Origin of the sequence: Lentzea sp. NPDC006480, from assembly GCF_040611995.1 — a bacterium.
Lineage (GTDB): Bacteria > Actinomycetota > Actinomycetes > Mycobacteriales > Pseudonocardiaceae > Lentzea.
The window spans coordinates 1-15,790 of the sequence record NZ_JBEXPJ010000196.1; the positions used below are offsets into that span (position 1 = coordinate 1).

Annotated in this window: 9 protein-coding genes; 3 read left to right on the forward strand and 6 right to left on the reverse strand. The window is 69.1% G+C overall.

Going from position 1 to position 15,790, the window contains the following annotated elements; genetic code table 11:
* The 3 genes from ABZX92_RS40605 to ABZX92_RS40615 form a co-directional block, all read left to right on the forward strand.
* Positions 1–1,041 (forward strand): FAD-dependent oxidoreductase (locus ABZX92_RS40605; protein WP_355570804.1); only part of this gene is annotated, 1,041 nt, incomplete at its 5' end.
* Positions 1,041–2,450 (forward strand): ATP-binding protein, encoded by a 1,410-nt coding sequence (locus ABZX92_RS40610; protein ID WP_355570805.1) that lies wholly within the window; start codon positions 1,041–1,043, stop codon positions 2,448–2,450. The genes ABZX92_RS40605 and ABZX92_RS40610, both read left to right, overlap by 1 nt.
* 127 nt (positions 2,451–2,577) lie before the next feature.
* A complete protein-coding gene (locus ABZX92_RS40615; protein ID WP_355570812.1) occupies positions 2,578–3,882 on the forward strand; it encodes a glutamate decarboxylase in 1,305 nt (434 codons plus the stop codon).
* A 21-nt stretch (positions 3,883–3,903) separates the two neighbouring features.
* Here the strand turns inward: ABZX92_RS40615 and ABZX92_RS40620 are convergent, their stop codons facing one another.
* The 6 genes from ABZX92_RS40620 to ABZX92_RS40645 all read right to left on the reverse strand — a co-directional run.
* Positions 3,904–4,557 (reverse strand): hypothetical protein, encoded by a 654-nt coding sequence (locus ABZX92_RS40620; RefSeq protein ID WP_355570806.1) that lies wholly within the window; start codon positions 4,555–4,557, stop codon positions 3,904–3,906.
* A 119-nt stretch (positions 4,558–4,676) separates the two neighbouring features.
* Entirely contained in the window at positions 4,677–6,818 is a 2,142-nt protein-coding gene (locus ABZX92_RS40625) for an SNF2-related protein (RefSeq protein ID WP_355570807.1), read from the reverse strand.
* A 322-nt stretch (positions 6,819–7,140) separates the two neighbouring features.
* Positions 7,141–10,539, reverse strand: a complete 3,399-nt coding sequence (locus ABZX92_RS40630; protein WP_355570808.1) for a hypothetical protein — start codon at positions 10,537–10,539, stop codon at positions 7,141–7,143.
* Positions 10,536–12,428 (reverse strand): hypothetical protein, encoded by a 1,893-nt coding sequence (locus tag ABZX92_RS40635; RefSeq protein ID WP_355570809.1) that lies wholly within the window; start codon positions 12,426–12,428, stop codon positions 10,536–10,538. The genes ABZX92_RS40630 and ABZX92_RS40635 overlap by 4 nt, the downstream gene beginning before the upstream one ends.
* Positions 12,415–13,596, reverse strand: coding sequence for a caspase family protein (locus ABZX92_RS40640; RefSeq protein ID WP_355570810.1), 1,182 nt, complete (start codon positions 13,594–13,596; stop codon positions 12,415–12,417). The genes ABZX92_RS40635 and ABZX92_RS40640 overlap by 14 nt, the downstream gene beginning before the upstream one ends.
* An 11-nt stretch (positions 13,597–13,607) precedes the next feature.
* On the reverse strand, positions 13,608–15,790 hold a 2,183-nt coding region (locus tag ABZX92_RS40645; protein ID WP_355570811.1), incomplete at its 5' end, for a PKD domain-containing protein.

The following is a 15,790-nucleotide window of genomic DNA, read 5'->3' on the forward strand; positions in this document are numbered from 1 at the left end:
GCAGAACGTCCGGTACGTGCTGAACGCGGCGGGCAGCCTCGCCGAGGACTTCCGCCCGGCACCGGACGGCTTGATCTGATCGTCGTGGGGGGCGGGCCCGCCGGGCTCGGCGCCGCGGTGTACGGAGGGTCGGAAGGGCTCAAGACCGTCCTCGTCGAACGGATCGCGACGGGTGGCCAGGCGGGCACCAGCAGCCGCATCGAGAACTACCTGGGTTTCCCGGACGGCGTGTCCGGCGGGCAGCTGACCGAACGGGCCCGCAGACAGGCGGTGAAGTTCGGCGTCGAGCTGCTGACCACGCGCGACGTCGTGGCGCTCGAACGCCGGGGCGCCGCGCGCGTCGTGCGGTTCGGCGACGGCACCGAGCTCGCCGCCCACACCGTCATCCTCGCCACCGGGGTGTCGTACCGGCTGCTCGACGCGCCCGGACTCGGCGCGCTGACCGGGCGGGGCGTGTACTACGGCGCCTCGACCACCGAGGGCCCGAACTGCGCCGGCCAGGACGTCTACCTGGTCGGCGGCGCGAACTCGGCCGGGCAGGCCGCGGTCTACTTCTCCGGGCACGCGCGCAAGGTGGTGCTCCTGGTGCGGGGAGACTCGCTGGTGCAGTCGATGTCGCGCTACCTGATCGACCAGCTCGACGCGATCCCGAACGTGGAGGTGCGCACGCACACCGAGGTCTGCGGCGGCACGGGTGACGATCACCTCGAAACGCTGACGTTGCTGCACAACAAGACCGGCGAGACGACGACCGTCGCGGCGAGCTGGTTGTTCGCGTTCATCGGCGCCGCCCCGCGCACCGACTGGCTCGACGGCACACTGGAACGGGACGAGCACGGGTTCCTCCTCGCCGGGCCCGACCTCGGCGCCTCACCAGTCGGCTGGGACCTCGAACGCGCGCCGTACCACCTGGAGACGAACGTGCCCGGGGTGTTCGTGGCAGGCGACGTGCGAGCGGACTCGGTGAAGCGGGTCGCGTCCGCGGTCGGTGAGGGCGCCATGGCGGTCACCCTGGTCCACCGCTACCTGGAGAGGTCGTGATGGAGAGGCTCACGGCGGATGACCTGCGCGAGCTGTTCCTGTTCGAGAAGCTCGACCAGGAACAGCTGGACTGGCTGGCCGGACACGGTCACATCGAGACCCGCGAGGCCGGCACCCCCGTGCTCACCGAGGGCGAGCCCGCGACGTGCTTCTTCGTGCTGCTGGAAGGCACCGTCGCGCTGTGCCGCACCCTCGGCGGGCAACGCGTCGAGGTGAGCCGCAGCAGCCTGCGCGGCTCGTACTTCGGTGCCACCCAGGCCTATCTGGAGCTCGACCAGCCGACCTACCAGATGACCGTCGAGTCGATCACGGCCACATCGATGCTGCAGTTCGACGCCGACGAGATCGGGCCGATGATCCGCGCGTGGTTCCCGATGGCGATGCACCTGCTGGAGGGCTTGTTCTGGGGGATGCGCAACACCCAGGCGACGGTGGGCCAGCACGAGCGGCTCACCGCGCTCGGCGCACTGGCCGCGGGCCTCACGCACGAGCTCAACAACCCGGCCGCAGCGGCGGTGCGGGCGACCGCGGCACTGCGCGAGCGCGTCGCGGGAATGCGGCACAAACTCGCCCTGCTGGCCCAGGGCGCGCTCGACCCGGCCACCCTGCCCGCTCTGGTCGAGCTGCAGGAGAAGGCGGTCGAACGGGTCGCCAAGGCGCCGAAGCTCAGCCCGTTGGAGGCCAGCGACGCCGAGGACGTGGTCGCCGACTGGCTCGACGACCACGACATCGGCGGCGGCTGGGACGTCGCACCGGTCCTGGTCGCGGCCGGGCTGGACGTCGAGTGGCTGGAGAGCGCGCTCACGGCGTGCCCCGCGGGTGTCACCGCGTCCGCCGTGTACTGGCTGAGGTACACGGTGGAGACCGAGATGCTGATGAACGAGATCGAGGACGCCACCACTCGGGTGTCCACTCTGGTCGGTGCCGCCAAGCAGTACTCGCAGATGGACCGCGCGCCGTTCCAGGTGGTCGACGTGCACGAGCTGCTCGACTCCACGCTGGTCATGTTCGGCGGGAAGCTCGCGGACGTGCGGGTGGTCAAGGACTACGACCGCGAACTGCCCGAGATCCCCGCGTACGCCGGCGAGCTCAACCAGGTGTGGACGAACATGATCGACAACGCCTTGAGCGCGATGGGCGGGTCCGGCACGCTGACCGTGCGGACGTTCCGGCGGGAGGAGCACCTCGTCGTGGAGATCGGCGACACCGGCCCCGGCATCCCGGCCGAGGTCAAGAGCCGGATCTTCGAACCGTTCTTCACCACCAAGCCGGTCGGCGAGGGCACCGGGCTCGGACTGGAGATCTCCTGGCGGATCGTGGTCAACAAGCACCACGGCGACATCCGGGTGGAGTCCGCACCGGGCGACACGCGCTTCCAGGTGTCGCTGCCCCTGGAGGACGCCCGCTGAACGTCCACTGGCGAGATCGCCCGGGCTCGACAGAATGGTCGGCGTGCCGCTCATCGACCCGTCCGACCCGCGCCCGGCCCGCCCCCACGTCGAGTCCAACCCGGTGTTCACCCGCGAGCCGGGCCGCATTCCCCGTGACCGGATGCCGGAGCGGGAGCTCGACGCCGACACCGCGTACCAGGTGGTGCACGACGAGCTGATGCTCGACGGCAACGCCCGGCTCAACCTGGCCACCTTCGTGACCACGTGGATGGAGCCGCAGGCCGCGACGCTGATGGCCGAGTGCGTCGACAAGAACATGATCGACAAGGACGAGTACCCGCGCACCGCCGAGCTGGAGCAGCGATGTGTGCGGATGCTCGCGGCGCTCTGGCACGCGACGGGCGCGCCGACGGGCTGCTCCACCACCGGTTCCAGCGAGGCGTGCATGCTCGCCGGCCTGGCGCTGAAACGCCGCTGGCAGCACCGGCGCCGGGCGGCATCGGAGCCCGCCGACCGGCCGAACCTGGTCATGGGCGTCAACGTCCAGGTGTGCTGGGAGAAGTTCGCCAACTACTTCGACGTCGAGTGCCGGCTCGTGCCGATGGAGGGCGACCGCTTCCACCTCACCGCCGACCAGGTCGCCGCGCACTGCGACGAGAACACGATCGGCGTGGTCGCCGTGCTCGGGTCAACGTTCGACGGCAGCTACGAACCGGTCGCCGAGATCTGCGCGGTGCTGGACGGGCTGCAGGCCGAGCGCGGCTGGGACATCCCGGTGCACGTGGACGGCGCGTCCGGGGCGATGATCGCCCCGTTCTGCGACCCCGGCCTGGTCTGGGACTTCCAGCTGCCCCGCGTCGCCTCGATCAACACCTCCGGCCACAAGTACGGCCTCGTCTACCCTGGTGTCGGCTGGGTGCTCTGGCGCGACGCCGCGGCACTGCCGGAGGACCTGGTGTTCCACGTCAACTACCTGGGCGGCGACATGCCCACGTTCGCCCTCAACTTCTCCCGCCCCGGCGCCCAGGTCGCCGCCCAGTACTACTCGTTCCTGCGCCTGGGCCTGGAGGGCTACCGCCGCGTCCAGAACTACAGCCGCGACGTCGCCACCGGCCTCGCCGCGCGCATCGCCGCGCTGGGCCCGTTCCGGCTCCTGACCCGCGGCGACCAGCTCCCGGTGTTCGCCTTCACCGTCACCGACGAGCGCTTCTCGGTGTTCGACGTCTCCGCCGCCCTGCGGGAACGCGGCTGGCTGGTCCCCGCCTACACGTTCCCCGCCCACCGCGAGGACCTCGCCGTCCTGCGCATCGTGGTGCGCAACGGCTTCACCCACGATCTGGCCGACCTGCTCGTCGACGACCTCACGCGGTGCCTGGTCACCCTCCAGGCCCAGCAGCGGCCACGGCACGGGCAGGGCTCCGCCGCGTTCTCCCACGGCGCCGGTCACTGATACGTCGGCGGTCCTGCGTGGTCAGCAGGTGACGTTGACGGTCGCGGTCGGCTGGAACGACACGTGCACGTGGTCCATGTGGTTGGCCGTGGGACTACCCCGGTCCTCCATCGCCGACCAGCCGCTGCCGTCGTTGTAGCGCTGGCGCCAGATCACGTAGGTGACGCCGAACGCCTTGCGGTTGGCCAGCACGTAGTCGGCCAGGGCGTTGCCGGTGGCGGGATCGACCATGAAGTCCAGCGCCAGGCCGGCGGGATGGTCACCGGAGCCGCCTCGGCCGGTGGCGCCGCCGATGTCGGTGACGCCGAACTTGCCCGCGATGTGGTGGCCCACCTGCGCCGCGTGCGGTTTCACGCCGTCCAGGGTGGTCGGACAGGGCGGGGGCGGGGGCGGCGTGGTGGTCTTGGGTTCGGTCGTCGTCACCGGAGGCGTCGTCGAGGTCGCCGGAGGCAGCGAGGACGACGGCGCGGTGGCCGAGGTCGTGGTCGGCCGCGGGTCCTGGCTGACCGGGGTCGACGAGGCCGCCAGCAAGGCGGCCGCTCCGGTTGGATCGATCTGCTGGTCGGAGGCGCGGACCACCCAGAAGGTCCCGACCAGGCCCGCGGTGAGGGTGGCGGCGACCGCGATGGGCAGCTTTCGGTTGGGTGTCGGCTTCGTTCTATGTCGGCCCGGCATTCAGGAACACCTTGCGTTGGGGACAGGGCATGCTCACACGGCGGGCCATGTTACGAAATGAGCACGAGAACATCACGGGCGGGTGTGGATGCTCACATTTCCCCAGGTGTATCCGGGTCCTATAGACCAAGGCGCTGCTGCTCGGCCTGTACCACTCGTTGCTCCACCGACACCGCCGAGTCCAGCGCGCTCGCGTGGGAGTGCTTCGTGTCGCTTTCGCGCGCGTAGTGGTCGAACAGCAGGGTCTTGTGGTCGCGGATCTCCTGCACCCGCGCGTCCACGCTGTCCTTGACCAGCAACCGGTGCACGTGGACCTTGCGAACCTGGCCCATCCGGTGACACCGGGCGATCGCCTGGTCCTCGGTGCTCGGCTTCCACTGCGGCTCGGCGATGATCACCACGGACGCGGCCTGGATGTTGAGGCCCACGCCGCCCGCCTCGATCTGGGCCACCAGCACCGCGTGGTCCTCGCACGCCGTGAACGCGTCCACCAGTTGCTGACGTTCCTGCGCCGACGTCGCGCCGGTCAGGGGACCGAAGGCCTCGACGTGGTCCGCGACCACGTCCAGCACGTCGTGGAAGTACGAGAACACCACGACCTTCCAGCCGTTCTCCCGCGACTCCTCGATGATCTCCAGCAGCCGCTCCAGCTTGGCCGAGCCGCGGGGTGTGCCCGGCGCGTAGGCGGCGCGGCGCATCGCCATGAGGTTCCCGGCGCGCACCGCGTCGAGGTACGCACCCCGGTCCTGCTTGCCGAACTCGACCCAGTCCTCCATCTCCAGCAGCTCCGGCAGCTCCCCCAGCACGTCCTGCTGGTTGCGCCGCAGGTACACCGGCGCGACCACGCGGCGGAAGGCCTTCGCTCCCACCACGGCATCGATGGCGCCGGTGCGGGCCGCGACGCCCGGCTGGAGATAGGCGACCAGGTTGCGGAACTCCTCGACGCGGTTCTCCATCGGCGTTCCGGTGAGGAGCACTGCCCGTTCCGCGCGCTGCACGATGGTGTTGACCGCCTGGGAGCGTTGCGTGTCCGGGTTCTTCACGTAGTGCGCCTCGTCGACCACGACCAGCGCCGGGCGGCACCTCTTCGGCAGCACCAGTTTCGGCAACGTGCCGAACGTCGTCACGCCGACGCCGCCCTGCGCCAGCCACTGCCCGACCGCGCCATCGCGGCCCGCGCCGTGCATCCGGTGCGGCACGAGGTCGCTGTGCCTGGCGATCTCGTTGACCCAGTTGACGACGACACTCGCCGGGCAGACCACCAGGAATCCGCGCCGCCCACCGGCGGCGAGGCTGGCCATCACCGCGATGGCCTCGATCGTCTTGCCCAGTCCCATCTCGTCGCCGATGATCACGCGTTTGCGAGCCAGCGCGAACTTGGCCCCGAACACCTGGTAGCCGCGCAGCGACACCTTCAGCAGGCTGGTGTCCAGCGTGGTCGCGTCGACCTCGTGCTCGATGTCGGCCGGGACAAAACCCTTGGCGGCACTGCGATCCGGCATCGCCCCCTCGCCACCGAGGTCGGCGAGGAGCGTGTTGTAGGCGGCCGCGTCGAGCTCGTAGTCGCGCCACAGCGCACGATGATCCAGGTCCGGCACGCGCAGCTGCGTGCCCACCGCGCGCAACGCCGCCACGTCACGACTGGCCAGCAGGGCTTCGAGCCGGCCGAGCGACTCGATGGCGGCCTGCCGGTTCTTCCGCAACGAGAAGAACATCCGCACCCGGCTCCAGGCCCGGGAGGCGGCACGCACGTCGGCGTCGACCCTGTCCAGCACGTCCGCGAGCGGCTCGCGCAGCGGACCGACGAGCTGGTTCGCCCTGCGCAGCTTGGACATCAGCTGCAGCAGCTCGGTCTGAGCACGGTCGGCGCGGTCGGGGTTCAGCCGGACGGTCGTGTCGCGCGCGACCCCGTCGACGACGGCCCGCGCGACCCGCACGATCTGCTCGGCGGACTGCCTGCCGACGCCGGGCACGCCGTCGAGCTGTTCCGGACGCGCCTCGGCGACATCGGCGACGGTCCGGTACCCGGCCGCCCTCAGCTTGCTCAGCCGCAGGTTCGCCTTGGTGTCCCGGAGCTTCTCCACCGGCATGGCACGGAGCTGGTCGGCCACCAGCGAGTCCCGGACCGCCTGGTACTGCGCCGCGGCGAGCGCGAGCAGCCGATCCGGTTCCGCGCGCACCCCTGCCGCCTCGGCGCGGAACGCCTTCGCGGCGGCCAGCACCGCGCGAGCATGCCTACCGACCTTCGACGAGTCGTCCACCCGTGTCCTTCCGTCAGGCGGTCAGAGGGTACCGAAACCACCCGTGCCGCCTGCGCCCAGGCGTACGAGGAACCGTGGTCGGAGTTCGGTTCTGTGCCGATGCAAGTGGCGAGAATCGTTGCGCTGATAGGGGTGATGTCGGCCTGAGAACACTCCGCAGGCTGCGGTCTCACCGATCGTGCCGCGGCCAACGTCGCTGGCCAGCACGGTTCCCTCGGTGAGCCGCAACACCGAAGCCGTCGCCTTGGCCGAGTCGCCGACAAGCGGACGGGTACACGCGACGCAACACTGCCTGTTGGTGCGCAGGTTCACCTGGCGCGGTTCATCTGGGGCAGTTGTCCTGGCGCGGAAATCCCTTCACCTGGTCTGCCCATTCCTCCTCGGTCAGGACACGCCCGGCGAGCTCACAGGCCCGTGGCCTCGGGTCCGCAGCGATCGAGGCGAACACGTTGACGTCCCACAGCATGGCGGCCTTGTCGTCGCTGCCGGTGAAGATCGTGCCGCTGTCCCGGGTGAACCCGGCGGACAGGACCGGTTTGGTGTGGCCGATCAGGACGGCCATGCGATGCGGCTTGTTCGGGTCGATCACGCTCCACAACGTCGCGGTGGCGTCGCGGTTGGCCGTGACGAGCAAGGTGCCGTCAGCGTTGTAGGCGAGTGCGTTCGTCACGGCAGGCTCGCCCGTGATGGGAGGTGGCTCGGCGGGCTTCTCGGTGTTCGTCAGGTCCCACTGCATGACAGCGGCGCTTTCCTCACCGGCCTCCACCAGAAGACGGCTTTTCGGGTTGAACGAGAGGTCCAGCACCCGGCCGTTGGGGGTGGGGATGCTGTTCACCTGTGCCGGATGGGCCGGGTCCGCGACGTTCACCAAGGTCACCGTCTTGTCGTCGCCGCCGATCGCGATGATGCCGCCCGCCGGGTCGAAGGAGAGCGCCTTGACGGGCTTTCCGCTTCCGGGAATCTTGCCCAGGGGACGCGCCTCGGCGCCGCTCGTGTGCGTGACGGGCCACAACGTGACGGCGCCCGACGCGTCACCGGCGGCGAGCACGTCGCCCTTCGGGTCGAACGACAGTGCGGTGACCGGGCGTCCTTGGGAGGGGAAGGTGGCCATCGCGGCCGGCACCTCAGGATCGGTGATGCCCTGCACCACGACCGCACCGTCCTCACCTCCTGTCGCCAGCACCGCGGCGGCGGGACTGTGCGCGGCGCTGCGGATCGGTGAGGCGTGTGCTTTGACGCTGGTGATCCGTGTGGGATGAGCAGGGTTGGCGAGGTCCCACATGATCGCCTCGCCGGCCTCGCTCACCCCGGCGACCACGCTCGTAGTCCTCGAGAAGGTCAGCTGGCGCAACGGGTTCGGCATGGAGGTGATCGGCGGGCGGAGAGTGTACTGCCCTCGATCGCCGACCTCCCCGATCCGGACGGTGCCTCCCCGGTCGCCGGAGACCACCGTGCGGCCATCGGTGCTCAGCGCGACGCCCAGTACCTGTTCGGTGTGTTCTTTGAGCACCGCGCGAGGCCGGTAGGCGCGGTCGGTCTGCCGTTCCCACACCACGACGTTGTGTCCGGTCCCGGTCACCAGCAGGGGCCCGCCTCCGTCCACAGAGGTCACCGGCTCCGTCTGGCCGACGACCTCCAGCCGGTTGAGTTCAGCGGATCTTTTTCGCTCGTCGACCTCGGCCACCTGGGTGCGGCCGAAATCGTGCCCGACGACGACGCTCGCCCCGGTTCCGTCGGAGGAGACCGCCAAGCCGGCTCCGAACTCGGTGGCGGCCCCCGCACCGAGCCCTCGCACGATCGGCTGGTCCGGGGCGCTCAGATTCCACACAGACAGTCCGATCTCTGACGCCGTCATCGCCCTGTTCTCACCCGCCAACGCCACCGAACGCAGACCGGCCACCTTGGGCGTCAGCTCAGTCGCGACCACCGGCTCCTTCTGATTCGTGGCGTTCCACACGGTTGCGGTTCCGTCGGCGCACCCGGTGAGCACGGTCCTACCGGAGGGGCTGAGGGCCGCCGCCACCGGAGGACATCCAGGCAGGCTGGACATCAACTGCGGGGCATCGGTGTTCGCGAGGTTCCACAGATCCGTGTACGAACCCAGGTACGGCGGCTTCGGGTCTGCCGGGCCCGGTCGTACCACGACGGCCGTCCGGCCGTCCGCACTCAGAGCGGCGGTCAAGAACACGGCGTCCTTCTCGAACTCCTTGGCCAGGTTGCCGAGGCGGACGGGAAGAGTGCGGTCCTTGATGTTCCAGAGGGAGATCTCCTTTTCACCGGCCACGAGGAGCAGGTTGCCGGCAGCCAGGCGAATGGCTCGGATGTTCGAGTAGTGCACCGGCAGGGCGATGCCCTTCCGCTCGGTCGTGAGCGCGGCGACCACCGCCGCCTTGGTAGCAGGCGTGTCGTCGATCGCCAGTGCGGCCAGGTACAGCCGCATCGCCTTGTCTTGCTGGTTCTCTCGCAGGCCGTCGGCGTTGCGGATGAGCGTCTGGGCCGTGCTGTACTTCTTCTCCCGCAGCGCGTTCGCGTCCGAGGTGTTCCTGGCATCGACGAGCTGGGCCGCGATGGAGCCACCGATCAGCAGGGCGGCCAGACCGATCCCGGCCACCGTAGTGCGGCCCTTGCGCCAGCGGTGCACCTTGCGCCGCGCCTGCTTGACCGTGTCCACCCACTCGACGTCCAGGCCGGGCGGGACCGCCTGCTTGTCGGCTTCGCTGCTCGCGGCGGGCGCAACGACGCTCCACCCGTTGCGCTGAGCAGCGGTGAACTTGCCGTCAAGGCCGCCCACCTCTCCGACAGCACCCTCGACGTCGACGGTCCCGGTCACAGCGCAGTCGGTGCGGAACGCCCGCAGCACCTTCAATGGGGACGGCAGGCCGAGCAGTTCCTTTAGCGCCACTGCGAACGCGGTCCCGAGCGACGCACCGTGGATCTGCTGGACCCGGCCGCCTTCCTGCTTGATGTTCCACAACACACAGGGCGGGTTCGAGCGCGAGCCGACCGCGTGGGCCCACGCGTCGGTGAGCGCCGAGGCGAAGTCCTCGTCAGCGGTCAGGAACGACATGGTCCGCGGATCGGGGAACAGGCCGCCCGGTCCACCCGGCAGCACCACCAGCTCCAACGTGCCCGTACGGCCGACCTTGCCCTTGCCCGCCGTGTCGAACAGCAGTCGGATCTGCTGCTGATAGCGGGGCACCTGGACGGCTCCCGTCATCAGGATCACGGCGATCTGCGTGAACGCGCGGGAAGGACCGCCGGGCAGGTCCGCGAGAGCCGCCAGTGCCTTGCGAGTCCCGGGATCCACGCTCTTCACGTCGAACCGGTCGCCGTCGTCGCTCGGCATCTCCGGCAACACTCTGGCGGTCGACCAGTAACTGGTCGCGCGGTGCAACGCCGCAGCGGCGATGTCCTCGTCGACATCTCCGCGTGCGGACGCAACAGCCAGACCGACAGCGGCGACCGCTTGCGACGCGACGTCGTTGTCATGGTCGCCGAGCAGATCCGTGATCCGCGCGTCATCCCCGCGGAACCAGCCGAACAGCCGTCGCGGTTCGCGGGACACGGCCTCCGCACAGACGTTCCACCACAGTCCCCGGTCGACGAGCTGGGCGTGCAAGCCCTCGCTGGTGACCGACTTGACGCCAAGATCGGTCCGGCCGAGCTCAGCGAGCGCACCATCCAAAGTGGCCAATGCACTGTCTTGTCGCGCTCTCGTCATCTAATTTCCTCGATCAGGGCCTGAAGCTCCGGTGACAGCAGTCCCGCGAGAGAACGCCAGGCCATCCTTGCGGCACGGGACGCGGTGGCCCCGATGGAGGCTTCGACCTCATCATCGGAACAGGTAGTCAGGTACTCCGGCGGTAAGGACTCGACCACCTGCCACGGCGCGCGGATGTCCATGTCCTGCAAGTCGATGCTCCCGCTGGCACGACCGGTGCCCGGCGGTAGCGGCAACAGCCTGAGCACCGTCGCCCCGCCCCGCTCGGTGTACTCGACCGCCACCAGGTTCACCGTGACGCCCGCGGCCTGCGTCACCTCCAGCCGGTACTGGTCCGGTGGTTCGAACGTGAGGACCAGCAGCGTGTTCCGTCCCGGAGCCACCATCCGCAGGATCTCAGTCGAGTGATGCACGTCGCTGGCCGCGAACGCGGGTTCGCGCAGCAGCACGGGCAGCGACACAGCCGACAGGTCGAGCCGCGGCTGTGTCAGGGGCTGCCGGACGGTGAATACCCACGCCCCGGCCGGCACGTCGGTGAACCGGCAACGGTACGTCTCGTCAAACGACTCCAGCACGTGCACTCCGGCCGTGACTTGAAGACTGACGACGATGCCCATGATCGCCGGCAGCGGAGACGCCCTGAGCTCCAGGTCGAAGTGGACGGCATTGGCGCTGGGAGTGACCTCGAAGACCAGTTCTTCGCCGTCAACCGTCACGTCGCGCCGTTGCCGTCCTGGCCGCAGACCGCTCGACTGCAGCTGCGCGAGCGCCGCCGCGACCAAGCGCCGAGCCGCTCGCAGCGCCGGCTCGGCGGCCGAAGGCTCCTCCCGCACCTCGACCTCCGGCTCAACTTCGGGAGCAGCCCCGAGATCGAACTCCAGGACGTCCACCGGGAGCTCCCCTGACCAGATCGCCTGACCGGTACGGGGTGCCGCCGGCTCGAGACCGGGGAACGCGGTCAGCGGGCCCTGCGCGAGAGCGACCGCGTAGTGCCGCAGCCTCTCCACATGTGCCGGCGCGTCCTGGTGGTCGCCCGCCCGCACCAGGCCGGAGATCAGCAGCCGCAGGCCCTCCGCGACCACCGGAAGCCCGTTCGACGCGGCTCTGACCAGTTCCTCGCAGATCGACTCGTGGCCCATACCCTCGATCTGCATGAGGCGGTACGCGTTGAGGATCGTCGTGTCGACCGAGTCAGGCTGTGCCCAGCTCAGCTCCGAGATCCACCAGTCCGCTCGCGGGTTTCCAGTCCGCAGCAGGTAGTAGCCGACAGCCGTGTCCAGCAGCGAGCTGTCGGGCTCCCCCGGCCCCGGTGCTTGACTCATCGCGTCGGACGCGACGATGCGAGCGGACGGGAGATCGCCACGGTCCAGGTAGGTCAGCAAGGTCGCCTCCACCCCAGGCAGCAGCGAGATCCCCGCCGCACCTCCGAGCCGCAGCGGCACCCCGGTGGGGGCCATGGTGATCGTCGACCGCCGGTCCGCGTCCACGATCTGGACGCCGAGGCTCCCTCCGTGGCTCGTCGACAACACAAGCACGTCGGCGGTAAGCAGTTCTGGTGGGACCGTGCCGGACCACGACCTGCCTCGGTGGCGCCACAACCGTAACCAGCCGCCTGCTCCTGGTCGGTCCGCCGGAGGTTCTCCACAGCGGTGCAGCGGAACGGTCTGCTCCGCGGAGGCCACCTCGAAAGCCGCCTGGAGCTGCGGCCCGGCCGGGAGCCAGCCACGTGCGAAGTACCTGCCGGGCGGGAGCTCGACTGCGGCGTCCTGTTCCGAGCGGACGACCGTGCTCGTCACGGTGACTAACCGGTCGTCGACCACCTCGACGGCACCGACCACGGCACCTGGCCTCGCCGCCGGATCCGCGTACTGGAACTCAACCGTTGGCATCGGACCCCAATCCTCCAGCGTCGTCGTGATGCGGCAGGACGTCGAGGTCGCACTCGTAGTTCGGTGGCCACAGCGGGAAGGCCTTGGTGGAGTCGACGTAGCGTCCCGGGCCGAACGCCGCCCTGAACCCGTAGACCTGGGCGTCGGTGGACCCCTCCCACACCCGCGGCTCCGGGCGGCGTTCGAAGGCGACCTGGTCCGAGAACGGGACCAGCAGGCTCAACTGTGCTTCCAGGAGTGCTTCTCGCGGGTTGCACCCCAGCCGGAAGGGAACCTGCGGCATTCCCTTGAGCCGCCTGATGGTTCGTCCGGTCACCTGGGTGCCGAGGCCGTACTCGGTCAGCTGCTCGGGGTCGCCGTGCCACGCCCGGATCCGGTTGATCGCGGAGACGAGACGATCGGTCGTGACCTCCCAGCGACCGTTCGGCTGCGCGGCCGCACTGCCGCTCAACGCCTGCAGCATTGCCTCGGTGAACGGGCTCGGCCGGCCCTCCACCGCCCTGGCAACCTCACCGGACACCGTCGAGTAGACGACGGGGGCGTCCCGGCGCGCCGTCACCAGGTGAGAGTCCAGGAGACTTCGCGCGTTGATCTCGTACTTGTCCAGCAGTTCCGCGGGCACCATCCGGCACGCGTCGATGAAGTAGGTCTGGACGCTCGCGCGGTTGCGGCCCATCCCGTGGACCAACGAGTCGAGCTCGATCGCGTCGCTGAAGAAGGACCCCGGTCTTCGTCCGACATCCTCCAAGGGCAGGTACTGCTTGCCCTTCGCACAACCGTGGCCGCTGAAGAAGAAGAAAGCCACGTTGCCCTCGTTCGCATCACACCTGGAACGCCACCGGTCGAAGGCGGCCTCCACGGCCGGATAGGTCGGCGAGTCGACCGTCACCGTTCCGTCCGGAGTCGTCACGGTCTGATCCGCGTTGCCGGAGACGAGCAGCTCGATGCTGCCCAGTGGCGCGGTTTCCTCGTCGAGCTGTTCGGCCAGCAGCCACCGGGTGACCTCCAGCGCGGACAGCGGTGGTGCCGTCAACGTCGTGAACTGCCGGGCGAGCGCCGCGTCCGGACCGTCGTGGATGTCGTTGCGGCAGTGGGGGTAGAGCCCGACCCCGATCACCAGCGCGTGGGTCCGCGGGCCATCGGTGCCGCGATCGATCACCGTCGTCATCGTCAGCTCCTTCACTCGCACCGGACGCCAAGACAACCGGCTGGATCGTTCGTCGACCTGTTCCCGCCGCCGTCGACGACGCCGGCGGCTGTTGCCTCGATGCCGTACTCGGCGTTGTTCGCGGTGATGTTCTCGCGTATCTCCGCCTGGCCGTCTCCGACGATTCGCAGGTGCAGGCCGTCGTTCACCGGGCTTCCTCCCCCGTCCTTCAATCCGTCGGACTGATGACCGTTGGAGGTGAAGTGGTTCTGCCCGAAGAAGTAGCCAGCGACCGGGCTGCTGGCGTCCACGTCCACGAGCACGCCTGCCGCCCGGTTGTTCAGGAACTCGTTGCCGGTGATCGTGAGGCCCGCCAGCTCGTCGAGAACGGCGGACACAATCTTCGCCCCGATGCGGTTCTCGCTGAACCAGTTGCTCTCGATCTTTAAACCCGGCGCCAAGTTCAAGCTGGAGATCGCCGTGTCGGCACCGCTGAGACGGCTTCTGCTGACCGTGGCCCTGCGCGAGGCGCTGCCGATCCTGATCGAGTTGCGCACGAACTCGCTCAGGTCGATCTTCAGGTCGTCGGACTGGCTGACGTTGACGTTTCCGTCCGTGAAGCTGCCGCGAACCGTGACGCCGTTCGAGTCGCTCCCGATGTTCATGAAGCAGCGGGTGCACACCACGCCGGTCATCACCGACTGCGCGGTCGAGTCGAACGAGATCAGCGAGTCCGTGGCCCTGAGGCCGGTGACGGTGAGGTTCAGCAGGCCGTGGAACATGGCACGTCCACGGATCTCGGAGGCCGTGACCTCGACACCGGGAGCGCGCCCCGCCAACCCTCCTGCGTCGAGGATGAGAGCATTGCTGGAGTTTCCGCTGACCGCGACTCTCTCGATCTCTCCGTCGGGCACACCGAAGAACTTGATCCCGGTCGCGAATCCTCGCACCGAACCGTCGAAGATCCTCACGTGCTGCTGGTTCTCGACGGTGATCCCGTTGTCCGTGCCGGAACCGCTGATGGTGTGGCCGTCGAGGTCGACGGTGATGTCGTTGGTCTGCACCACGAGACCCGGTCCGGTGCACGTCAGGTCGGCGCGCAGGACGACGGACGTCATGATGACGTCGCCGCACTTCACCGGTGGCGCGGGAGGAACGACCTGAACGGTTGTGAGTCGCCGGTCTTCGAGCGAACCGGCTTTGACCGTCAGACTCACGACGTGGGCGCCGGGCTGCGTGAACACGTGCTCGAATCGTGGTGTGCTGGCGACGGGAACGGCCTGCCCGCCGGCCGGAGCCACGCTCCAAGACCACGTTTCCGGTGGCACGCCTGCGACTTCCGCGGTGAACGTCGTCGTCTGCCCGGTCTCCGGTGTGACCGGCTCGGTGTTGATCCGCCCGATCCGCAACGAGCTCGCGGTGGAGGAACCCGTTGGCGCCGCGATGGTTCCGATCGTGCCGCTCGACGTAGTTCCGCTGATTCTCCTACCCGTCCGCGGGATCGGGCTGGGCGTGGTCCGGGTGACGCTGTTCGTGCGCGAGCTGGTGGCGGAGGAGAACTCGGTCGGTGGTGGTTTCGCCGGGTCGTACTTGTCGATGCGCCGGACGTTCCCGCTGATGTCGATCACACCGGCCTTCTCGCTGTCCGGGTCGTTGAAGTACGCGGTGCCGTCACGAACCACGAGCTCGAAGCTGTTGGTGCGCTTCAGCAGTCGTTCCGTCTCCCGGACTGTGCCCCGGCCGACGTCCACGACGTGCACCGTGCCGTTCGTGTGGTCGGGGATGAAGACGTGGTCCTGCGCCTCGACGGCAGCACCGAGATCGGCGTTCGACCGTCCAATCGCGACATCAGCGGTACACGCACCGCCGTTCAACGGACACACCCGGAAGACGGCCGCCGAACGGCGCACGATCAACACGCGCGAGTCCCGCGGTGACCCGGAGACCAGGTCGTCGTCCCGCAATGACAAGGGAATGCTCGAAACCGGGCTACCGCTGTCGTCCACTCGCACCACGACGTGATGCGTCCGATCAACCACGACGACTTCGTTGTTGGCGACGGTGAGGCCCAGCTTCGAGCTACCCGGCTGGTGAACGCCCTTGTGCACGCGTCGTTCCGGTGTCCCCGAGTCGACGTGGTACGACATGAGGTCACCGCTCGTACCATCGGCCGCCCACAGCCGATCGGAGCCGACCAGGAAGTCCAGGTCGGCTC

What these genes read in the sequence shown, in the direction of transcription:
- ABZX92_RS40620 (WP_355570806.1), bottom strand. Translation starts at nt 4,557, where the DNA reads ATGCCGGGCCGACATAGAACGAAGCCGACACCCAACCGAAAGCTGCCC.
- ABZX92_RS40610 (WP_355570805.1), top strand. Translation starts at nt 1,041, where the DNA reads ATGGAGAGGCTCACGGCGGATGACCTGCGCGAGCTGTTCCTGTTCGAG.
- ABZX92_RS40635 (WP_355570809.1), bottom strand. Translation starts at nt 12,428, where the DNA reads ATGCCAACGGTTGAGTTCCAGTACGCGGATCCGGCGGCGAGGCCAGGT.
- ABZX92_RS40630 (WP_355570808.1), bottom strand. Translation starts at nt 10,539, where the DNA reads ATGACGAGAGCGCGACAAGACAGTGCATTGGCCACTTTGGATGGTGCG.
- ABZX92_RS40640 (WP_355570810.1), bottom strand. Translation starts at nt 13,596, where the DNA reads ATGACGACGGTGATCGATCGCGGCACCGATGGCCCGCGGACCCACGCG.